Below are 21,215 nucleotides of genomic sequence, written 5' to 3' on the forward strand. Positions count from 1 at the left end.
CTACAGCCCGGTCCCGATGGCGGTGGCCTGCTCCTGGATGGCCGTGGCGACCTCCTGGGGGTCGGCGTCGGCCTTCGCCAGCTGTTCGAGCTGGGTGTCGATGACGCTGGCGACCTCCTCCCACGTGGGGATGGAGGGCGGGGCGGACGCCGTCTCGAGCTGCTCGCCGAACACACCGAGGTACTCGTCGTCGGCGATCGCCGGGTCGTCCCAGGCTGCGCTCACCGACGGGAGGTCGTTGACCGTCTCGTACCACGCGACCTGGGTCTCGGGCCGGCTCAGCCACTCGACGAACTTCCAGGCGGCGTCGCGGTTCTCGGAGTCCTCGAAGACGGCGAGGTTCGCGCCGCCGATGAACGAGCCGGGCCGGGTTCCCTCCGGCAGCGGGGCGAGGGAGACCTGCTCCATGCCGGCGCTGTCGAGCTCGGTGAGGAGGCCGACGTGCCACGGCCCGGAGACGAAGGAGGCGATCTCCCCGGCCATGAAGTCCGGCTCCAGGGCCCCCTGCGGCAGGTCGGTCGGGGCGAGCCCGTCGGTGAAGAAGGACTGGAAGTAGGTGAGCGCCTCGACGAACTCCGGGGTGTCGAAGGTGAACTCCGTGGCGTCCTCGTTGGTGATCACGGCGCCGGCCTGCCAGGCGAAGGGGAGGAACGTCTGCCAGGCTCCGGTCTGGCCGGGCTGGAGGTTGATCCCCCACTCCGCGCCGTTCGCCTGTGCCTCCTCGGCCATCGCGGTGAGCTCTGCCCAGTCGGCGGGCGGCTCGCTCACGACGTCGTCGCGGTAGTAGAGGACGCGGGTCTCGACGTACCACGGCACCCCGTAGTTCGTGCCGCCGACGTCGGTGCTGTCCCAGGCGCCCTCGAAGAACACGGACGGGTCGATGAGGTCCGGGGTCGGGTCGAGCGCGCCGGTCGCGGCGAACTCACCCATCCACGTCGTCCCGATCATCGACACGTCTGGCGTCTGGCGGCCGGCGATCGCGGTGGCGATCTTGTCGTGGGCCGCGTCCCACGGCACTGCCGTGACGTCGACCTGGACGTCCGGGTTCTCCTCGACGAACGCCTCGGCGAACGCACCGAGCGCCTCGCCCTCGGTACCCATCGCCCAGACCTCGATGGTGCCGCTCGCCTCGCCCTCGGTGATCTCGGGGGCGCCCTCACCGTCCCCGGCGCCGCCACCGCCGCCGTCCTCGCTGCGGCCGCACGCGGTGACGCCGAGTGCGGTGATGGCGAGCACCGCGGCGCCCGCTCGGATGTTCCTGTTCACGGCTGGTCCTCCTCGTCGGGGTCCGTTCTCCGTCCAGGGCGCGATCTATGCGCTTAACACCGCGCCACGGCGACCGTAGGGCGAAGCGGTGTGACCTGCAACACATACGCGCGAGGGATCGCGAGCGCGGCCTCAGCGTGGTGCGGTGCAGCCGCAGGACTCCCGGGTGAGCAGCCGCAACGGGAAGGTCCGGACGAGCGGGCCGGCGTCCGGGACGGCGAGGGACTCGGTGAGGATCTCGACTGCCGCGCGGCCGATCGCCTCCATGGGCTGGCGGACCGTGGTGAGCGACGGACTGGCGACCCGCCCCGCGACCACGCCGTCGAAGCCGGTGACCGCGACGTCACGCGGCACGCAGTAGCCGGCGTCGCGCAGCACCTGGACGACCTCGAGCGCGTGCTGGTCGCTCGCGCAGACGAGGGCGGGTGGTACCGCACGCCGGGCGGCGAGCCGGCGGACCACCGGGTAGGGGTCCACGGCGGCGAGCGGGGTGGGGTCGAGCACGGCGCGCGGCACGGGGAGGCCGAGGTCCCCCAGCGCGGCCTGCATCCCGGCGAACCGCTCGGCGTAGTCCGGCATCTCCGGCGCGCCGACGAACTCCAGGCGGGTGATCCCGTGCTCGCGCACGAGGTGCTCCGTGACGGCCCGCGCGCCGCCGGCGTTGTCGACCCGGACCTGGTGGAGGTCACCGGGTGCGTCGGGCATGGCGAACCCGACGACGGGCAGCCGTCGCGCGAGCTGGGCGAGGACCTCGGGCTTCTGGGTGCCGGGGAAGACGGCGAGCCCGTCGACCCGGCTGGCGATGTCGAGCATCCGGCCGCCCTCGGCGCCCGGTCCGCGCCCGACCAGGAGGGTCCGTCCGCGCCGTGCGCACTCGAGCTGGAAGCCTCGCTGCACCTCGTCGACGTAGAGCGGGTAGACCCGGAAGTCCTCGGCGTCGGCGTCGTCGGCGAAGGCGCGACGCTCGCCGTCGTCCCGGTCGGCGGCCTCGACCCGGACGCGGCGGGCGCCGCGGGAGCCGTCCGCCTCGAGGAACATGTCGAAGGCGTACAGGCCGAGCACACCCGTGCGGCCGTGCGCGAGGCCGCGCGCGCTCGCGTTGGGCACGTACTCGAGCCGGCGGGCCGCCTCGAGCACGACCTCGCGCGTACTCTCGCGCACCCGCTCGGGGCGCCGGAAGGTGAAGGAGACGGTGGCGATCGAGACGCCCGCCGCCTGCGCGACGTCGTACACCGTTGCCCGTTTCCGCACGCTCCCCCCTTCCGCCGCAGTCCGCACGAGGCCGGGCCGGGCCGATACGGGTGCCGTGCCGGTCGTGCGGTCCTGCAGTGGCTCCTGTTCCTCGTCCCGGGGCGGCCCGAGGTGCCGGCCCCGCCGAGCAGCATGTCACCCGGGCCGCGGACCGGCCCGCGAAGGACCTCACGGTCAGGTGAGGAGCGGGCGCGGCCGCCGGGGGTCGCTCGACCTCGGCGAGGGGCGTGCCGCGGCGCTAGGCGCCGGCAGGGTGCGAGGCGAGGTACTCGCGCCAGGTGAGCGTGCCCGCAGGTTCGGCGGTGGTGACGAAGGGCCCTGCGCGGAAGGCGGTCCCCAGGCTCCCGGGCACGCGGACGGGGACGAGCACCCGGCGTCGTTCGCTGACCTCGAGCCACTGCCGGGCGGCCTCCCGCAGGCCGAGCACCTCCGGGCCGCCGAACTCCACGACGTCGTGGCTCGGACCCGCCGTGAGGAGCTCGAGGAGCCGGCGGGCGACGTCGCCGGTGTGCACGGCCTGCGACCCGATGCCCGGGTCGTAGGGGATGACGGGCAGCCGGGCCGCCGCCCGCAGCACCGCGTCGATGAGCGAGTAGAACTGCGTGGCACGCAGGACTGTCCAGGCCGGTCCCGAGGAGCGGACGATCCGCTCGGCCTGCACCTTGATCCGGAAGTAGCCCCACGGGACCACGTCGGCCCCGACGATGGAGACGTAGAGCAGGTGCCGCACGCCCGCGGCCCGGGCGTCGGCGGCGAGCCGGCGCGTCCCCTCGACGTCGACCTCCCGGGTGTAGCCGCGCCGGTACGGGGCGGAGGCGAGGTGGACCACGGTGTCGACGTCGTGCAGGGCCGGCACCAGTCCCTCGCCGGTCGCGAGGTCCCCGCGCACCCAGGACACCCCGTCCTGGTCCGGACGGGCGACCCGGCTGAGCGCGCGCACCTCGTGGCCCGCACCCCGCAGCACGGGCACCACGTCACGACCCAGCGCGCCGGAGGCACCGGTGACGAGGACCCTCATCGCGCGACCCTCGCCTGTCGGTAGAGCAGCGGCTCCGGGACGACGCGCCGGTCGGCGAACGCACGGAGCACGAAGCGGCGGAAGCTCGGCTTGAGGGCCAGCGACGGCAGGACGTCGCGGAGACGGTCCCACCGGCAGTGGTTGACGAGGGTGAAGGGCACCTGCGCCGCAGGGCCGGGCTCGAGGACGGTGGAGTTGTCCAGCCCGGTCTCCTGCTCGAACCATCCGGCGGTGTGCTCCCAGACGGCGAGGTTCGTCGCGACGTCCGGGGCGGAGAAGTAGTTGAAGAGGAAGACCCCGGGACGCTCGTGGTCGACGGGTGCGATGCGCCGGACGTTGCTGCCGGCGAACGATGCCGTCGTGTGGCCCTGCGAACGCACGACGCGCGTGAGGACGGTCGCGGCAGCTCCCGCGGCGACGCCCTCGGCGGAGGTGGGCGACGTCGTCTCCACGAGCACGACGACGTCGTAGCGCGCCGGGCGTCCGCCCGCACGTCGCCGGGCGGGCCCTCCGGGCGGGCGGACGAGCGCGGTGAACACGTCGGCGCGGACGACGCGCGGGTCACGCCGCAGGACGCGCGCCGTCGCCGCCACCCGGTCCGCCAACGCCCGGCGGCGGCGGCTGGGCAGCGCGACGGGCAGTCGCCAGGTCCCGCTGTCCACGGCGAGCAGGACGAACCCGTGCCGCGACGGCGCCACGAGCGGCGCGCGAGTCCACCGCGGCCGCGCCGCGGGTGTCGGCGACGTCGTCCGGGCGGCGTGGGACCACCGCGCAGTGCGTGCGGCCGTGGTCGCCGCCGGTCGTGGGCTCATGGCTCGTCCACCTCACTCTGGTCCGCGCGGCACCGGCGGCGGCGCAGGACCAGGGCTGCGCCGAGGAGCACGGCGAGGAGGCTGAGCACCCAGGGGTCGCTCCCCCGACCGCCGAGCTCGCGGTCGAGGACGTGGGAGACGGCGTGGGCCACGGCGGCGGTGGTCGCGCCGAGCAGTGCGACCGACAGGGCGTCATGCCAGACCAGCACCCCGAGCAGCGCGACGCCGACGCCGATCTGGAACGCGCCGACGTCGTGGAGCAGGTGGAGGTTGAACGGGTCGAACATCGCGACGTGCTCGTGGAAGGAACGGGGCCGGAGGAACGCCCACACGCCGGGCACGAGGAAGGCCGCCGCACCGACGACGACGGCGGCGGCGGTGAGGACCGTGCCGTTGCGCGTCGTCCGTCGGTCAGTCGGGACGCGGACTCCAGCCATGTACCAGACGGTACAACTCGACCGGCTCCCCCACAAGGGGCCCAGGACGCACTCAGGCGCCCGCCGTGCGGGCCGCGCCGAGCTCGCGCAGACCGGCGAGGAGGATCTCGGTCACCAGGCGGGCGTACCGGCCGCCGGCGTCGAGGTCGGGGTCGAACGCGGTGACCTGCACCCCGACGGCGCCGGGAGCCAGGGCGGTGAGCAGCTCGACGAGCCGCTCCGGGCTCAGCCCGCCGCCGTCGGGGCTGTCGACGGCCGGCATGACCCCTGGGTGGAGGACGTCGAGGTCGACGTGCAGCCAGTAACCCCGCCCGGCGGCGGCGACGCCGCGCCTCACCCGGGCGACCGACCCGGGCAGGTCCTCCATCACCTCCGGAGCGGTGACGACGTCCGCGAGCACCTCGGACGCCTCGCGATGCCCCTCGTCATCGACGCGGCAGCCGACGTGCACCGTGTCCCCCGGCCGGAAGTAGGGCGACCGTTCCTCGACGTCGGCGACCGCCGGCCAGTGCAGCCCGACGACGGCGGCGAGGTCCTCACCGGCGACGCTCGCCACGGCGTCGCTGTTGCCGGGGTGGCGGAAGTCGGTGTGGCCGTCGACGTGGACCAGGCCGAACCGCCCGCGGCGCCGCAGCGCCAGTCCGCCACCGAGCAGGATGCTGCAGTCACCCCCGAGGACGAGCGGCACGTGCCCGCGGTCCAGCACCTGACCGATCCGGTCGGCGAGCCGGCGCGCATGGTCGACCAGTGCCTCCTCGTTGCGCACCCGGCCCGGGCGGACCTCGTGGCGGTACCGGCCGGGCAGGACGACACCCGCCTCGACCGCCCCCAGGGCCGCGAACCCCGCGAAGAGCCCTGCCTCGCGCAGCGCCTCCGGCGCCTTCGCGGCTCCAGGCGCCGCGCCCGGCTCGGGCGGGCGCAGGCCGAGGTTCGACGGCGCGGAGACGAGGGCGATCACCGCTCAGCCCTCGGGGACCGGCACGTCCGGGCGGGCGGCGGCGCCGACGAGGTCGAGCAGGAGCCGGTAGGCGTCGTCGACGCCCGTCCGGTCACCGGTGACGAGCAGGTCGAACAGCAGCCCGCGGACGGTGGCGAGGCCGAGACGGGCCTGGGTACGGGCGCGCGCGGCATCGATGCCGCCGGCGGCGATCTCGCCGGCGAGGACGTCGAGCCACGGCCCGACGAGCCCTGTCGCGAGCGCCTGCGCGTGAGCCCGCCCCTGCATCGCGTGGGCGGAGAGCTCGAAGAACAGCGGGCCATACCTCGTCGCCGGGCCGACGACGTGCTCCCAGAACCGCTCGGCCACCTCGCGGGGCGTAGCGGCGTCGTCGGAGCTCGCGACGACGGTGAACGCCTCCCGCTGGAGCCGCTCGACCTCGCCGACGACGGCCGCCAGCAGCCCTTCACGGGAGCCGAAGTGGTAGATGAGCATCCGGTGGCTCGTGCCGACGGCGGCGGCGATCGACCGCAGGCTCTGCCCGTCGACGCTGTGGTCGGCGAGGTGGTCGACGACGGCGGCGAGCAGCTGCTCGCGTCCGCTCAGCGCTGAGGTTCCGGCCATGGACCAGATGATACACGTCGGCGTACCATCTGGTACACACGGGCGTACCGAGAGCGGGCGTACCGAGAGGGGACCGCACCATGACCGAAGAAGTGACCGCGACCGTGGAGGTCGACGCGCCGGCGGACGCGGTGTGGGAGGTGCTCACCTCCCCAACGCGATGGCCTGCATGGACCGACTCGGTGACGGAGGCGGAGCTGCTCGACGAGCGGTTCGGCCCGGGAGCGCGGGTGCGCGTCGTCCAGCCGGGCCTGCGCCCGGCGGTGTGGACGGTGACCGAGATCGAGGAGGGGCGCGCCTTCACCTGGACCTCGCGCTCCCCCGGCGTCCTCACCACCGCCTCCCACGTCCTGCTCCCGGCCGGGCCCGAGCGCACCCGGCTGCGTCTGCACCTGCATCACGACGGGCTCCTCGCACCGCTCGTGCACCGTCTCCTCGGCGCGCGCACCCGCCGGTACGTCGAGATGGAGGCGCGCGGCCTCAAGGCCGCCGCCGAGGCGCGCACCCCCACCCCCTGACCCGTGCGACGCGCCGCCCGGCCACCCGAGCCGCTCGCCGAGTCCTCCTGCCGCCCCGCCCTCCCGCCGAGGTCGCACATCTCCCTCCCGGGTCACCCGATGTTTCAGGCGACCCGCGACGGAACGTGCGACCTCGGCGAAAGCGGGGCGCGGCCCGGCGGGGGTCAGGTCACGCTGAGGAACCTCACGTAGTCGAACACCGCCTCCGTCGCGGGGCTGGCACCGCCGCCGGTGTACAGCCCCACCCGCGCGTCGGTGCCGGCGGGCAGGGTCCACGTCGCGCCCCAGCGCCACGTCTCCCCGTCGGTGGAGAGTGCCGAGCGGTACAGGTGCTCACCGGCGTCGTTCGTCGTGTGGTGGATGCGCAGCCACGTCGTGTCGGCCGGCGGGCCGCTCGTGTGGCCGCCCCAGGACAGGAAGCCGTCCTGGCGCACCTCCTTGCCGAACTCCACCTGGCGGGTGTTCCAGATCGCCACGTGTCCCAGTCGCAGGAAGGTGTCGTCGTCGGCGTGCACGATGAGCCCGCCCTGCTGGTAGTTGCGCACCTCGGTGTCCCCGAGGTCCAGCGTCATCCGCGTCTCGACGATCCAGTCGCCCTCGGGCGGCTCGTGCAGGAGCACCCCTCCGGTGCCCCCGGGCCCGACGAGGTCTCCGGCGCCGACCGGCCAGACGAGCGCGCCGCCCTCGACGCGGGCGCCGGCGTCCTGCCGCACCCACTCCCAGCCGGCGAGGTCGGCGTCGGTGAACTCCTCCTCGAGGAGCACGTCACCGGCCTGCGGCTCGGCCACCGGTGTGGTCACCGGCTCATGGGCGGCGTTGACGGACAGGTTGTCCACGTGGGCGCCGCGGCCGACCATCTCCAGCGGGGCGGAGCGCAGGACCCCGGGCCGCAGGTCGAGGGCGACCTCGGCGACGACGTCGCCCAGGCGCGACTCCGACAGCCTCGCCCGCACCTCGCCCTCGACGAGGTGCACCTGCAGCGCCGTCCACACCGACAGGTCGTACCCGGGCGGGATCGCCGCGGTCACCTCCTCCTGGAGGCGGCCGTGCCCGTACTCCACGTGCAGCTCCCGCCGCCCCGGGTCCACGCTCACCTCGACCTGGTTCGACCCGCGGCCGAGCCGCAGCACGAACGGGTCGGGCTGACGGGTGCGCAGGTCGAGCTCGACGTGCACCTCCTGCGGCGCCGCCTCCGGCGTCCACACCCGGCCGCGGAGCAGGGCGTGGCCCCCTGACTGCGGGTCGGTGTCCGCGCGGTAGGAGCCGCGCAGGACGTTCCCCTCGGCCGGGTCGGTGACCGTCAGCCCCAGGAGCGAGCCGCTCACCGGACCGGGCTGCGGACCCTCGCTCGGCCCGGCGCCGCCGCGGGTCACCGGCCAGCCGTCCACCCAGTCGAGCCGGTCCATGAGCGTGGGGCGGCGGTTGACGCCGCCGGGCTCCGCCAGCCACGGGTCCTCGCGGTCGATGGCGTGGTAGAGGATCCAGTCCTGCCCGGACAGGTCGGTGACGACGGCGTGGTGCCCGGCGCCGATCCACCGGTTGCCGTTCTGGACGAGCACCTGGGTGCCGCCGGGCCGGGTGTCGAGCAGCGAGACGCCCTCGTGGTCGACGAAGGGCCCGAGCGGGCTCTGCGAGCGGCCGGCGAACACGCTGTACCCGGTGGACGGGCCGGCGCAGCAGTTCGCGGAGGACGCCATGAGGTAGTACCAGCCGTCGCGCTCGAGGACGTAGGCGCCCTCGAACTTGTCGTTGACCGCCACCTGGGTCGCCTCGCCGACGGCGCGCAGGCCGGTCTCGTCGAGCTCGCTCACCCACAGGCCGCCGTAGTAGCTGCCGTAGTAGAGGTACCGGGTGCCGTCGTCGGTGGCGAGCATCGAGGGGTCGAAGGTCCAGAGGAAGCCGCCGCCGTCGGGCCGGGGCGGCACGACCGGCTCCTCGGTGGGGGTCCACGGGCCGGTCGGGGTGGGCGCCGTCGCCGCCCCGATCGCGGAGTCGTCACCGGCGTTGAGGACCGTGTCGGTCACCGTGTAGTACAGGACGTACTGACCGTCGACGTACCGGATGTCGGGCGCCCAGAAGAACGACGTCGCCGTCGCCCACCCGGGCCGGGTGTCCTCGTCGAAGATCGTGTCGACGTACTCCCAGTCGACGAGGTCGCGGGAGCGCGAGACGTGCATGAGCCCGAACTCCCCGCCCTCGACGAGCGGGTCGGACGTCGCGTACAGGTACCACCAGCCGTCCTTGCCGCGAATGACGGCGGGGTCGGCGTAGGTGTCGGAGAAGCCGGCCGTCACCGGGTTGGTGTACTCGGTGGCCGCGGGGGTCTCCTCCTGCCGGCGAGGGCCGGCGGCCTGGGCCGGGGCGAGCGCCCCGGCGGTGAGGACGAGGACGAGCGCGGCGAGCGCGGCGGTCCTCCTCGGGCGGGTCGTGCGGTGGGTCATCACGTCTCCTCGGTGAGTCGGTGTCAGGGCACGACGACGGACGGCCGCGCGCCGTCCCACTCCAGGGGCAGCACGTTGAGGCCGCGGTAGGAGGTGTCGGCGTACCAGGAGTGGAAGACCAGGTGGTCCTCGCCGTCCGGGCCGGTGACGACGTCCTGCCCGCCGGGCCCGATGAAGCGCCCGCCGGTGGCGTCGGTGGTGAGCAGCGGCCCGTCGGCCTTCTCGTACGGGCCCTCGACGGCGGGCGCCGTCGCGTACCCGATGGCGTACTCCGCGCCGCCGTAGTCGTTGGCGGAGTAGAGCAGGACGTAGGTGCCGTCCCGCCGGACGAGGGTGGGCGCCTCGACGAGGTTGCCCTCCCACGGCTGGTCCTGGACGAGCAGCCGCACCGGCTCCCCCGCGAGGGCGAGGCCGTCGGCCGTGAGCGGGGCGAGCTGGAGCCAGGTGTCCAGCCCGCAGCAGTTGCCGTCGTTCTTCCACAGCAGGTAGCGGGTGCCGTCCTCGTCGCGGAACGTCGAGGCGTCGATGGCCCCGCCCTCCTCCTCCGGGCACACGACCATCTCCTCCCCCGCGACGGTGAACGGGCCCTCGGGGCGAGCGGACGTCGCGACCCCGACGCACTGCAGGTAGGGGTCGGCGTTCGTCGCGGTGAAGTACAGGGCGAAGGTGCCGTCGTCGAGCTCGGTGACCTCCGGCGCCCACGTCTTGCCCGGGATGGTCCACGACGACGGCAGCTCCGGCAGGGCGTCGTCGAGCAGCTCCCACGTCTCGAGGTCCGTCGAGCGGGCCACCCGCACGTTGCGCAGGTTCCCGTTCGTCGCGTAGGCGTAGTAGACGCCGTCGACCTCGAGGACGTCGGGGTCGGGGAAGTCGTCGGCGATCACCGGGTTCACGTCCTCGACCGCGGACGTCGCGGCGGATGGGGACGGCGGGTCCGCCCCGCCCTCGCCCGTCCCGCCCCCGCACGCGGCGAGCACGCCGGCGCCGGCCAGCGCCGCCGTGAGCCGCCGCCCGCTCACCCCTTGAGCCCCGAGCGGGAGACGCCCTCGATGATGTACCGCTGGAGGAAGACGTACATCGCCAGCACCGGGATGCTCGCGATGACCGCCCCCGCCATGAGGAGGTCGTAACGCACGGCGTTGGCCGTCTGCAGGGTCGACAGGCCGGCCGGCAGCGTCTGGATCTCCGGGCTGAACAGGACGTACACCGGCCACAGGAAGTCGTTCCAGTTGGTGAGGAACGACAGCAGCGCGAGCGTGGCCAGCGCGGGCCGGGCCAGCGGCAGGGCCACCTTGTAGAAGGTCTGCCACTGGTTCGCGCCGTCCAGCCGGGCCGCCTCCTCCAGCTCCCCCGGCAGGCCGACGAAGAACTGCCGCATGAAGAAGACGCCGAACGCCGAGGCCGCCGTCGGCACGATGATGGCGAGCAGGGTGTTGAGCCACGCCAGCTGCCCGACGATGAGGTAGTTGGGGATGATGAGGATGACCGGCGGGACGAAGAGCGTCGCGACGACGATCCCGAAGACGACGCCGCGCCCCCGGAACCGCATCCGGGCCAGCGCGAACCCGGCGAGGGTCGACGTCGCCACGACGAGCGCCGCGTTCGCCGTCGCCGCGACGAGGCTGTTGGCGAACCAGCGCAGCACCGGGGTCCCCGGCGCGTTGAGGATCGACTCGTAGGCCGCCGTCGTCGGCGGGGTGGGCACCCAGGTCGGTGGCAGACCGGCCGCCTCGCCGCGGGTCTTGAACGAGGTGAGGACCATGTAGACGAGAGGGCTGATGAACAGCGCGGCGAGGGCGATGAGTAGGACGTAGCGCAGCACCGTGCGCCCGACCGGCTTGCGGCGCGTCGGCACGCTCGACCGCGTGCGGGTGGTCGTGGTGGCCATCAGCCCTTCCTCTCCCGGAAGAGCCAGAAGACGACGATGCTCAGCACCATGAGCGCAGCGGTGAGGATGTAGCTCATCGCCGCGGCGGTGCCCATCTGGTAGTTGCGCAGCCCGGTCTCGGCGATCTGGTAGATCGCCGTGCGGGTCTGGCGCCCCGGCCCGCCCTGGGTCATGAGGTAGGACTGCCCGAACATGTTGGCCGAGGCGATGATCGTGATCGTCGTGATGAACCCGAGCACGGGCCGCAGCCCCGGGAACGTGACGTTGCGGAACTGCTGCCACCCGTTCGCGCCGTCCACCCGCGCGGCCTCGTACAGCTCGCCCGGGATGTCCTGCAGCGCGGCGAGGTAGATGACGGCGTTGAACCCGAGCGTCCACCACACCGTGACCCCCACGAGGCTGACCCACACCGCCGGGCTCGAGGTGAGCCAGGGGGTGGAGTCGGGCAGCCCGAGGAGGCCGAGGTAGTAGTTGACCAGCCCGATGTTGTTGTCGAGCAGGTAGCGCCACAGCACCGCGACGACGGCGACGCCCAGGACGTAGGGCGCGAAGTACACCGCCCGGAAGAAGTTCCGGCCCTTGAAGCGCATGTTCATCACGAGCGCGACGCCGAGCGGCACGGTGAGCAGGAACGGGACGGAGAAGACGGTGAAGATCCCCGTCGCCTGCATCGCGTCCCAGAACTGGGCGGCGGTGATCGAGCCGGTGTCGAAGAGCCGGACGTAGTTGTCCAGGCCGACGAACGGCTTGTTGGGCAGCGTGTAGTCCCAGCGGTGGAGGCTGATCCACGCGCCGAGGACGACCGGTGCCGCGACGAAGGCGAGGAACAGGACGAGGTAGGGGGCCAGGAAGAGCCACGGCGTCGCCTTCCCGTGGGACGGGATGCCACGCCGCGACCCCTCCCGCAGCCCTTCCTCGCTGCGCGGAGGCGCCACAGCGGTGGTCATCTCAGCCCCCGAAGCTCTCGAGGTTCTCCTCCATGAGGTTGGTCGCCTGCTCGGCGGCCGTGCCGAGCGCGCTCCCCGGCTCGGTGTTCCCGAGCACGGCGTCGGCGATCGCGGGCTCGAGCGCCTCGGTCTGGACGCCGCCGACCCCCGGCACGGGGGGCAGGAAGCGCATCGTCTCGATGACCTCGGCGATGGCCTGCTGCGGACGGTCGTCCATGACGCCGCTCTCGCGGACGGACAGGCGGGCCGGGATGAGACCGGACCCGGCCCACTCCCCCGACTGCTCCGACATCCACGCGATGAACACCTGGGCGGCGGCCGCCTTGTTCTCGTCCTGCGCCGCCTGACGGGTCATGAAGAAGTGGTGGGAGTTGGCCCAGACTCCCTCCTCCTCACCGATCGTCGGGATCGGGGCGATGCCGTAGGGCACCTCCTCGGCCTCGAGGTCGTTGATCTGCCAGATGCCGTCCCAGGTGATCGAGGTCTCCCCGTTCTTGAAGGCGATGTACTGGGAGTCGGGGGCGACGTCGTTGGGGCTGTACCCCTCGTCGATGATCGCGCGCTGCCACTCCAGCGCCTCGACGGCCTCCGGGGAGTCGTACATCGCGGCCGAGCCGTCCTCGGCGTAGATCTCCGCGCCGTTCTGCCAGGCGAGGGACAGCCACATGAGGTGGCTCGGCCACACCTGCGGCATCCAGAACGGCTGCTCGAAGCCGGCCGCCTGGAGCGCGTCGAGGGCCTCCATGAAGGAGGCCTCGTCGGTGGGCGGCTCGGTGATGCCGGCCTGCTCGAAGTGCTCGGTGTTGTAGTACATCGCCAGGGAGTGGACGTCGAGCGGGATGCCGTAGCGGGCGCCGTCGTAGATGGCCGCCTCCCAGACCTCCGGGGTGAAGTCGTCGGCCGTGAGCTCGAGCGACTCGGCGAGGTCGTCGAGCGGGACGATGACGTTGCGGGCGGCCATCGTCGCCAGCTGGTCCAGGTGCATGACCCCGACCTCCGGCCCCTCGCCCTGGGTGACCGCGGCGGGCAGCCGCTGGTAGAAGTCGCCCCACTCGATGGTGTTGGGGACGATCGTGATGTTCTCGTGCTCGGCGTTGAACCGGTCGACGAGCTCGGCCATGAAGGGCCCGTCACCGCCGGTGAAGCCGTTCCAGTAGGCGAGCTCGACCTCGGGACCGGTGTACTCGCCGGTGAACTCCGGGACCTCGCTCTGCTCACCGCCGCCCGCGGCGTCCTCGGCCGTCTGGCCGCCGCCGCACGCGGCGAGGAGGACGGCCGTCGTGGCCGTCGCGACCAGTGCCGAGCCCCTACGGGCCGTAGCCCGCGGTGTCCGTGTGCTTGTCATCGTGAAGCCCCCTCGTCGATGAGGCGCACCTCCGGCCCTTGGAGGTGCCCGGAACGCCTTTGTAACACAGGCGGTAAACGTTGTATAGCGCGGGACGTGCTCGTTGTGGTCAGATGGTCGGGCCGCGCCCCGCGCAGTGGCGGTGGGCGGCCTGAAGGCACATCCGAGGGAGGGGCGACCCATGAGGTCTCGTGTCGGGCTACGTGACGTGGCGGCCCACGCGGGCGTCTCGATCAAGACGGTGTCGAACGTCGTCAACAACACCGGCTCGGTCACCGAGGCCACCCGCGAGCGCGTCGAGGAGTCCCTCACCACCCTCGGCTACCGCCCCAACCTCGCCGCCCGGCACCTGCGCCAGGGGTCGAGCGGGCTCATCGCCGTCGCCCTGCCCGAGCTCACCCAGCCCTACTTCGCCGAGCTGGCCGCCGAGCTCGTCCGGGCGGCCAAGGCCCGCGGGCGGATGGTGCTCCTCGTGCAGACCGAGGGCGCCGAGGAGTCCGAGCGCGCGATCCTCGAGGGGGTGGACCTGCCGGTGCTCGACGGCCTCGTGCTCTCCCCCCTCGCCCTCGACGGCCCGACCCTGCGCCGCCGGACCGACAGCTCCCCGCTCGTCCTCCTCGGTGAGCACGCGGGGGACGGCGTCTTCGACCACGTGACCATCGACAACTGTGCCGCGGCCGCCGAGGCCACGACGCACCTGCTGGACCTCGGGCGACGGCGGGTGGGGGCGATCGGCGCGCAGCTCACCGGGCCGAACGAGACCGCGGTGCTCCGGCTCGCCGGCTACCGTCGCGCCCTCGCCGCGGCCGGGGCCGCGCCGGACGAGGCGCTCGTCGCGACCGTCGACCAGTTCCACCGGTCCGACGGCGCGGCGGCGATGGCACGGCTGCTCGACCTGCCCGAGCCACCCGACGCCGTCTTCTGCTTCAACGACGCCCTCGCCCTCGGCGCGCTGCGCACCCTCGCCGAGCGCGGGGTGCGGGTGCCGCAGGACGTCGCCGTCGTCGGCGTGGACGACGTCGAGGAGGGCCGGTACGCCACGCCCTCGCTCACGACCGTCTCCCCCGACAAGCGCGCACTGGCCACCGCCGCGATCGACCTCGTCCTGCGCGGCGGGGCCGCCACCGGCACCCCGCCCCGGACGGTGACCGTCGCGCACACCCTCGTCGTCCGCGAGAGCACTGCCGGCCGCACCCCCCTCACGCCCCCACCCCTTCTCCCGTCTCCCGCCTCTCCCCCGTCTCCCGCCTCTCCCCCTCTTCCGCCGAGCGCTGGATCGTGCACACGAGCCCCCGACCCCGAGGAGCACTCATGACCACCGCACCGACGCCGTCGCCCGTCAGCCACCAGGACGGCACCTACCCCCGCCCGCAGCTCCGGCGCCCGGAGTGGGCCGACCTGTGCGGCACCTGGGACTTCGCGGTCGCCCGCGCGTCGCGCCCCGGTGATGTCGACTTCGACCGGCGCATCACCGTGCCGTTCCCGCCGGAGTCACCGGCCTCGGGGGTGGGCGAGACCGGCTACCTCGGGGAGGTCTGGTACCGGCGCGAGCTCACCGCCGAGGACCTCGAGCGCGCCGGGCTCGGCACGCAGGGCGAGCGGCTCGTCCTGCGCCTCGGTGCCGTGGACTACCAGGCCGACGTGTGGCTCGCAGGCACCTACATCGGCCGGCACACCGGTGGCCAGGCCCCGTTCGGGTTCGACGTCACCGGGGCAGTGGCGGAGGCGGCCGGACCGCTGGAGCTCGTCGTCCGGGCGGTCGACGACCCCCACGACGTCGCCCAGCCGCGCGGCAAGCAGGACTGGCAGCGCGAGCCGCACGTCATCTGGTACCACCGGACCACCGGCATCTGGCAGCCGGTCTGGCTCGAGGCGGTGCCCGCCCAGCACGTCGCGGAGCTCGCCTGGGAGGCCGACGTGCCGGGCGCCGCGGTCGTCGCCACGGTTCGACTCGCGGAGCGGCCGACGCCGGGGACCACCGTCACCGTGCGGGTGGAGCACGACGGCGAGCTGCTCGCCGAGCACCGGGTCGCCGCGCTGGACCAGGACGTGCGGGTGAGCGTCCACCTGCCCCGGCAGGCCAACGGCCAGGCCTACGAGGACCTTCTGTGGTCACCGGAGCGCCCGACGCTCCTCGACACGACCGTCACGGTCGCCGACGACGCGGGCCGGGCGGCCGACGTCGTCGCCTCCTACGTCGGGCTGCGGTCCATCGGCGTCGCGCACGGCCGGCTGCTCCTCAACGACCGGCCCTTCCACCTCCGCTCGGTGCTCGAGCAGGGCTACTGGCCCGGCACGCACCTCGCGGCACCGAGCGCGGACGCGCTGCGCGAGGAGGTCGAGCTCATCAAGGCGCTCGGCTTCAACTCCGTGCGCGTGCACCAGAAGGCCGAGGACCCGCGGTTCCTCTTCTGGGCCGACCGTCTTGGGATCACCGTGTGGGGCGAGACCGCCAACGCCTACGCATTCTCCCCGCGCGCGGTGGAGCAGCTGACGAGCGAGTGGGTGGCACTCGTGCGCCGCGACCTGTCCCACCCGTGCATCGTCACGTGGGTCCCGCTCAACGAGAGCTGGGGCGTGCAGCACGGCGCGCACGACGACGCCCAGCAGCACTACGCCGTCGGGCTGGCCAACCTCACCCGTGCGCTGGACCCCACCCGACCGGTGGTCTCCAACGACGGCTGGGAGCACACCGACTCCGACATCCTCACGATCCACGACTACTCCCCCACCGGGGCCGAGCTGCGCCGGCGCTACGGTACGGCCGAGGCGGTCCGGGCCGAGCTCGCCGGGGTCGGCGCGGCGGGGCGGCGCCTGCAGCTGCGGGCCGACGACGGCGACAAGCCGGTCATGCTCACCGAGTTCGGCGGGGTGAGCTTCGCGGCGCGCCACGACGGGGACTGGGGCTACTCGACGGCGTCGGACGCGGCGGACTACGAGGCCCGCCTGCGCGACCTCCTCGACGCCGTGCGCGACAGTGCGCTGGCCGGGTTCTGCTACACCCAGCTCACCGACACCGGCCAGGAGACCAACGGCCTGCTCGACGAGCACCGCCGCCCAAAGCTCCCCCGCGAGACCCTGCGGAGCATCATCACCGGCGAGTGACCCGCCAGAAGTCCGCTCCCGCGCACAAGTCGGCTCTCGCACACAAGTCGGCTCTCGCGCACAAGTCGGCTCTCACGCGAAACTCCGCTCTCGCACGAAAGTCGGCTCTCGCGGGGAGGTTGGGACACCTCCCTCCCCGCGACAGCAGAGTTTCGCTCGACAGCCGGGTTTTGATCGACAGCGGGGTTCTGCGCGAGAGCGGGTTTGTGCGCGAGAGCGGGGTTGTGCGCGAGAGCGGGGTTGTGCGCGAGAGCGGGTTTGTGCGCGAGAGCGGGGTTGTGCGCGAGAGCGGGGTTGTGCGGGGGGCGCCGGGACGGCGAACGGCCGGTCGCTCCCACGGGAAGCGACCGGCCGTTGCCGGCGGCGTCTGCGTCAGCGCTGGGTCGCGGCCAGGCGGGCTGCCTCGGCCATCGGCGACAGGTCGCCGTCGGACACGACGGCCCGCCACGGGCCGGCGCCCCGGCGCTCGGCGAGCGCGAAGGACGCGTCCTCGACGTCGAAGCAGAGCTGGACGGCGGACTCGGGGGCGGTCCAGGTGAGGACGGCGCGCGTCCCGTCGATCTCCGAGGAGAACTCACCCTGGAAGGCCTCGTGGGAGGACCGCAGCCGCAACGCCTCGAGCTGACAGGCGACGACCGGTCGCTCGAGGTGCGCCTGGACGTCCTGCGGCGTGAAGTAGGCGCGGTTGATGTCGCGGCCGACGCCGGTCCGCCCGAAGAGCTCCATGTCGTTCTCCCCCGCGAGCAGGCCGACGTAGTAGACCTGCGGGATGCCGGGGAGCATGAGCTGGACGAGCCGGGCGAGGAGGTAGCGACGGTCGTCGCGGCCGAGCGCGTCGTAGAACGTGCAGTTGACCTGGTAGAGGTCGAGGTTCGACGCCGCGGCGCCGGTCGCCAGGCGGCTCGCGCCCCCGCTCGCGTCGTGGATCGACTCGACGAGCGCGTCGATCTGCTCCGGGCGCAGCAGCCCCGGCTCCCCCGGCCGCAGGTCGTTCGGGCCGACGTCGACGATGCCGATGCCGTCGTGGGTGTCGAGGACGGTGACGGCGTTCGTCGGCCGCACCTCCATCCAGCGCGCGAGCGGCGCGAGGTCGCGCCCGTGCAGCGCGTGCAGGACGAGCGGCGGAAGCGCGAAGTCGTAGACGTAGTCGACGGTGCGGGCGATCTCCACCTGCTGGAGGTAGTGCCCGTGGATCTCCAGGAGCACGCTCGCGCCCCGCTCGTGGGCCAGCTCGGTGATGCGGTCGACGTAGGCCTGCGTCGCCGCCGTCATGAAGCAGTCGGTGCCGGCCTCCTTCCCGGCGTAGCCGACCGCGTCGAGCCGGATCATCGTCACGCCGGCGCCGGTGAGCGCGTCGAGCACGGAGACGAGGTAGTCCCAGGCCTGGTCGCTGCGCAGGTCGATGTCGACCTGCTCGGGGGTGAAGGTCGTCCACACGAGGCGCGGCACCCCGCCGAGCGTCATCGTCGTGAACGGCAGACCCGGCCGCGGCCGGTAGATGCGCGCGAGGTCGGCCTCGGTCACGCCGTCGGGGAAGACGGAGGACAGGGTGAGGAACATCGGCGCCCACGGGGAGTCGTCGCCGTGCTCGACGACGTCACGGAACTGCTCGGACCGGATGGAGACGTGGTTGACGATGACGTCGCTCATGACGACGCCGCGCTCGCTCAGCGCGCGGATGTCCTCCCACGTGCCCAGGCGCGGGTCGACGATCGTGTGGTCCTCGGGGTCGAACCCGGCGTCCGCGCCGTCGAAGGGGCGGTAGTAGGGCAGCACGTGCACGCCGTCGAAGGCGCCGGCGAGCGGGCCGTCGAGGAGGCGGCGCAGGTCGGTGAGCCCGCCGCCGAGCCGGTCGGCGTAGGTGATGAGCTGCGGGCCGTCAGGGTGGTTCACAGGTCGTCCTTGATCTATCGGGGGGCGCGTCAGGCGTCGAGCAGGAGGCGGCGCAGCCAGGCGAGGCGGGCCGCGCGCGCGTCCTGCGAGAGCGTTGCCCAGGGGGCGAGGAAGTCGAAGGCGTGGTTGCCGCCGGGCCACACGTGGAGCTCGGCCGAGCCGCCGGCCTGCCAGATCCGGGAGGCGAAGGCGACGCACTCGTCGCGGAAGGTCTCCACGGTGGCGACGTCGACGAATGCCGGCGGCAGGCCGCTGAGGTCCTGCGCCCGTCCCGGCGCGGCGTAGATCGGCACGTCGGGTCCGCCGGCGGCGTCCCCGAGGTAGGCACGCCAGCCCGTCGCGTTGGCGGTGAGGTCCCACGTGCCCACCCCCCGCATCTGCTGGGCCGAGAAGGTCTCGTTGCGGTCGTCGAGCATGGGGCAGGCGAGGAGCAGGCCGAGCAGGTCCGGCCCGTCGTGGTCCCGCCCCCACAGCGCGACGGCGGCGGCCAGGCCGCCGCCGGCGCTCACGCCGCTGAGGATCATGCGTGTGGGATCGAGGTTCCACTCGCGCGCGACCTCCCGCAACCCGGTGAGCGCGCCGTAGCAGTCGAGCACCGGGGTGGGGTACGGGTGCTCGGGCGCGAGCCGGTAGTCGACCGACGCGACGGCGCACCCGGTGTGCGCGGCGAGCTCGAGCGTCGCCGGGAGGTCGTCGAGCGGTCCGCCGAGCACGAGCCCGCCGCCGTGGATGTGCACGATGACGGGCAGCGGCCCGCTCGTGCGCACCGGGCGCACGAGCACGACCCGCACGTCGGCGCCGTCGGCCGCCGAGGGGAAGGTGAGGTCGGTGCGCTCGAAGGTGCCGTACCTCGTCACCTGCTCCGGCGGGACGGGCACTGCCCGCCCGCGGATCACCGCGATGTCCTCGGGCTCCATCCCGACGACGGCGTCCGGGTCCGCGGCGAGCGCGGCCGCGATCGCCGGGTCGAGCGGCGGCGGGGTCCAGGTCATCCCTTCACCGCGCCCTGGAGGAGCGCGGCGACGAAGTGCCGCTGGAAGATGAGGAACACGAGGAGCGTGGGCGTGAGGATGAGCAGCGACCCGGCGCACAGCAGCGGGATGTCGGTGCCCCACTGCCCCTGGAAGGCGCCGAGGGCACCGGCCATGGTCCGCTTCGTCGGGTCGTCGACGAGGACGACCGCGAGGAGGAACTGGTTCCACGTCCACAGGAACATGAGGATCGCGAGGGAGGACAGCGCCGGCATGGACAGCGGCACGTGGATGCGGCTGAACAGCTGGAGGTTGTTCGCGCCGTCGATCCGGGCGGCCTCGGAGATGTCCTCGGGCATGTTGACGAAGTGCGCGCGCATCCACATGACCGCGAACGGCATGAACAGGCCGAGCAGCGGGAGGATGATCGCCCACCGGGTGTTGAGCAGCCCGATGTCACGCATCTGGTAGTACAGCGGCACGATGATGCCCTCGAAGGGCAGCGTGAGGCCGAGGATGAAGACCACGAAGATCCACCGGCTGCCCGGGGGACGCAGGTGGCCGAGCGCGAAGCCGGCGAGGGTCGCCATGAGCAGCGCGAGCGGCACGACGCCGATCTCGATGAGCACGCTCGAGACGAGCAGCTTCTGCATGTTCGCGGCCTGGAACGCGGAGAGGAAGTTCCCCCACTGGGGCTCCTCGGGCCACGACAGCCCCGCCGGATAGGTCCCGGTGGGGTGCAGCGCGGTGACGAAGAGCGTGACGAACGGGACGAGGGTGATCACCATGAGGATCACCAGGACGAGCCGGCCGAGCCAGAGCTCGCTTGCGGAGGTCTTCACTGCTCCCTGCCTCGGATGAGCCGCTGAAGCGGGATGACGATGATGAGGACGAGCACCATGAGGGCGACGGCGAGGGCGGAGGCCTGGCCGACCTCACGCTGGAAGAACGCGAGGTAGTAGATCTCGAGGCCGGGCACGAGGGTGCTGTTGCCCGGGCCGCCCTGGGTGGAGATGTAGATGATGTCGAAGCTCGCGAGGGCCGAGATCACCGTGACGGTGAGGCACACGGCGAGCTCCTGACGCAGGCTCGGCAGGGTGACGGACCAGAACTCGCGGATCGGGCCCGCGCCGTCGAGGCGGGCGGCCTCGTAGAGCGCGGGGTCGATCTTCGACATGCCCGCGAGCAGGAGCACGAGGCACAGACCGAGGGACACCCAGGCGCCGATGACGCCAACGGCGGGCAGCGCGGTGTCGAAGTCACCGAGCCATGCGCGGGTGATCCCGTCGAGGCCGATGAACCGGAGGAACTGGTTGACGACACCGTCGGTGGCCATGATCCAGGTCCACATGATGCCCGCCGCGACGAGCGGGATGACCTGGGGCAGGAACAGGACGGTGCGCCCGACCATCGCGAGCCGGCTCGTGGCGAACTTGCGGATGATCGCGGCGGCGACGAGCCCGAGCGTCACGGGCACGAAGCTGAAGTAGACGATGAGCTGGAGGGCGTTGAGGATCGGGCCGAAGAGCTCGGGGTCCGACAGCAGCCGAGAGTAGTTCTCCGTCCCGACGAACGTCGCCTCGGTGACGCCGTTCCACTCGTAGAGCGAGTACTGGAACGTGAAGATGATGGGGCGCAGGACGAAGGCGACGTAGAAGAACGCGGCGGGGAGGACGAGGGCGAGGGCCGCCGCCGCACGGCGGCGGCGGGCCCACGCTGCTCCCCGACCCGGACGCGCGGGGGGAACCGTCCCCCGCGCGTC

19 protein-coding genes are annotated in these 21,215 nt (G+C 73.1%); 3 read left to right on the top strand and 16 right to left on the bottom strand.

Annotated features, from left to right (window positions below):
* The 7 genes from FHE66_RS01085 to FHE66_RS01115 form a co-directional block, all read right to left on the bottom strand.
* Positions 1-1,266 carry a sugar ABC transporter substrate-binding protein gene (locus FHE66_RS01085; RefSeq protein WP_139071145.1) on the bottom strand — a complete coding sequence of 422 codons (1,266 nt, stop codon included), beginning with the start codon at positions 1,264-1,266 and terminating at the stop codon, positions 1-3.
* A gap of 132 nt (positions 1,267-1,398) precedes the next feature.
* Complete coding sequence (locus FHE66_RS01090) at positions 1,399-2,517, bottom strand: LacI family DNA-binding transcriptional regulator (protein WP_139071146.1); 1,119 nt, start codon at positions 2,515-2,517, stop codon at positions 1,399-1,401.
* 238 nt (positions 2,518-2,755) lie between these two features.
* Complete coding sequence (locus tag FHE66_RS01095; protein WP_139071147.1) at positions 2,756-3,535, bottom strand: SDR family oxidoreductase; 780 nt, start codon at positions 3,533-3,535, stop codon at positions 2,756-2,758.
* On the bottom strand, positions 3,532-4,233 hold the full coding sequence (locus FHE66_RS01100; RefSeq protein WP_176554597.1) for a hypothetical protein: 702 nt from the start codon (positions 4,231-4,233) through the stop codon (positions 3,532-3,534). Before FHE66_RS01100 ends, FHE66_RS01095 begins: the two co-directional genes overlap by 4 nt.
* 110 nt (positions 4,234-4,343) lie before the next feature.
* Positions 4,344-4,784, bottom strand: coding sequence for a hypothetical protein (locus FHE66_RS01105; protein ID WP_139071149.1), 441 nt, complete (start codon positions 4,782-4,784; stop codon positions 4,344-4,346).
* Between the two features lie 52 nt (positions 4,785-4,836).
* Positions 4,837-5,742 carry an arginase family protein gene (locus FHE66_RS01110; RefSeq protein ID WP_139071150.1) on the bottom strand — a complete coding sequence of 302 codons (906 nt, stop codon included), beginning with the start codon at positions 5,740-5,742 and terminating at the stop codon, positions 4,837-4,839.
* A gap of 3 nt (positions 5,743-5,745) precedes the next feature.
* Positions 5,746-6,345 carry a TetR/AcrR family transcriptional regulator gene (locus FHE66_RS01115; protein ID WP_139071151.1) on the bottom strand — a complete coding sequence of 200 codons (600 nt, stop codon included), beginning with the start codon at positions 6,343-6,345 and terminating at the stop codon, positions 5,746-5,748.
* An 80-nt stretch (positions 6,346-6,425) separates the two neighbouring features.
* Between FHE66_RS01115 and FHE66_RS01120 the strand changes: the two genes are divergently transcribed.
* A complete protein-coding gene (locus FHE66_RS01120) occupies positions 6,426-6,863 on the top strand; it encodes an SRPBCC family protein (RefSeq protein ID WP_139071152.1) in 438 nt (145 codons plus the stop codon).
* Positions 6,864-7,027: 164 nt separating this feature from the next.
* On the opposite strand, the gene FHE66_RS01125 is transcribed toward FHE66_RS01120, so the two are convergent.
* The 5 genes from FHE66_RS01125 to FHE66_RS01145 are packed head-to-tail and all read right to left on the bottom strand — an operon-like array spanning position 7,028 to position 13,484.
* Complete coding sequence (locus tag FHE66_RS01125; protein ID WP_139071153.1) at positions 7,028-9,304, bottom strand: family 43 glycosylhydrolase; 2,277 nt, start codon at positions 9,302-9,304, stop codon at positions 7,028-7,030.
* A gap of 23 nt (positions 9,305-9,327) precedes the next feature.
* A complete protein-coding gene (locus FHE66_RS01130; RefSeq protein WP_255303560.1) occupies positions 9,328-10,323 on the bottom strand; it encodes a glycoside hydrolase family 43 protein in 996 nt (331 codons plus the stop codon).
* On the bottom strand, positions 10,320-11,192 hold the full coding sequence (locus FHE66_RS01135) for a carbohydrate ABC transporter permease (protein WP_139071154.1): 873 nt from the start codon (positions 11,190-11,192) through the stop codon (positions 10,320-10,322). Before FHE66_RS01135 ends, FHE66_RS01130 begins: the two co-directional genes overlap by 4 nt.
* Entirely contained in the window at positions 11,192-12,139 is a 948-nt protein-coding gene (locus FHE66_RS01140; RefSeq protein ID WP_139071155.1) for a carbohydrate ABC transporter permease, read from the bottom strand. Before FHE66_RS01140 ends, FHE66_RS01135 begins: the two co-directional genes overlap by 1 nt.
* Position 12,140: 1 nt before the next feature.
* Positions 12,141-13,484: an ABC transporter substrate-binding protein gene (locus FHE66_RS01145; protein WP_176554598.1), complete on the bottom strand. Its 1,344-nt coding sequence runs from the start codon at positions 13,482-13,484 to the stop codon at positions 12,141-12,143.
* 181 nt (positions 13,485-13,665) lie between these two features.
* Here FHE66_RS01145 and FHE66_RS01150 point away from each other — a divergent pair, with 181 nt between their 5' ends.
* Together FHE66_RS01150 and FHE66_RS01155 are read left to right on the top strand one after the other, a co-directional pair.
* Entirely contained in the window at positions 13,666-14,799 is a 1,134-nt protein-coding gene (locus FHE66_RS01150) for a LacI family DNA-binding transcriptional regulator (RefSeq protein ID WP_139071157.1), read from the top strand.
* On the top strand, positions 14,796-16,589 hold the full coding sequence (locus tag FHE66_RS01155; RefSeq protein WP_139071158.1) for a glycoside hydrolase family 2 protein: 1,794 nt from the start codon (positions 14,796-14,798) through the stop codon (positions 16,587-16,589). The genes FHE66_RS01150 and FHE66_RS01155 overlap by 4 nt, the downstream gene beginning before the upstream one ends.
* Positions 16,590-16,961: 372 nt before the next feature.
* On the opposite strand, the gene gtfA is transcribed toward FHE66_RS01155, so the two are convergent.
* The 4 genes from gtfA to FHE66_RS01175 form a co-directional block, all read right to left on the bottom strand.
* Positions 16,962-18,482, bottom strand: coding sequence for a sucrose phosphorylase (gtfA, locus tag FHE66_RS01160; RefSeq protein WP_139071159.1), 1,521 nt, complete (start codon positions 18,480-18,482; stop codon positions 16,962-16,964).
* 29 nt (positions 18,483-18,511) lie between these two features.
* On the bottom strand, positions 18,512-19,474 hold the full coding sequence (locus FHE66_RS01165; RefSeq protein WP_139071160.1) for an alpha/beta hydrolase fold domain-containing protein: 963 nt from the start codon (positions 19,472-19,474) through the stop codon (positions 18,512-18,514).
* Complete coding sequence (locus tag FHE66_RS01170; protein ID WP_230976382.1) at positions 19,471-20,295, bottom strand: carbohydrate ABC transporter permease; 825 nt, start codon at positions 20,293-20,295, stop codon at positions 19,471-19,473. The genes FHE66_RS01165 and FHE66_RS01170 overlap by 4 nt, the downstream gene beginning before the upstream one ends.
* A partial coding sequence (locus FHE66_RS01175; RefSeq protein ID WP_255303561.1) for a carbohydrate ABC transporter permease occupies positions 20,292-21,215 on the bottom strand: 924 nt, incomplete at its 5' end. The genes FHE66_RS01170 and FHE66_RS01175, both read right to left, overlap by 4 nt.

Origin of the sequence: Georgenia sp. 311 (assembly GCF_006151955.1) — a bacterium.
GTDB classification, from domain to species: domain Bacteria; phylum Actinomycetota; class Actinomycetes; order Actinomycetales; family Actinomycetaceae; genus Oceanitalea; species Oceanitalea wutianyii.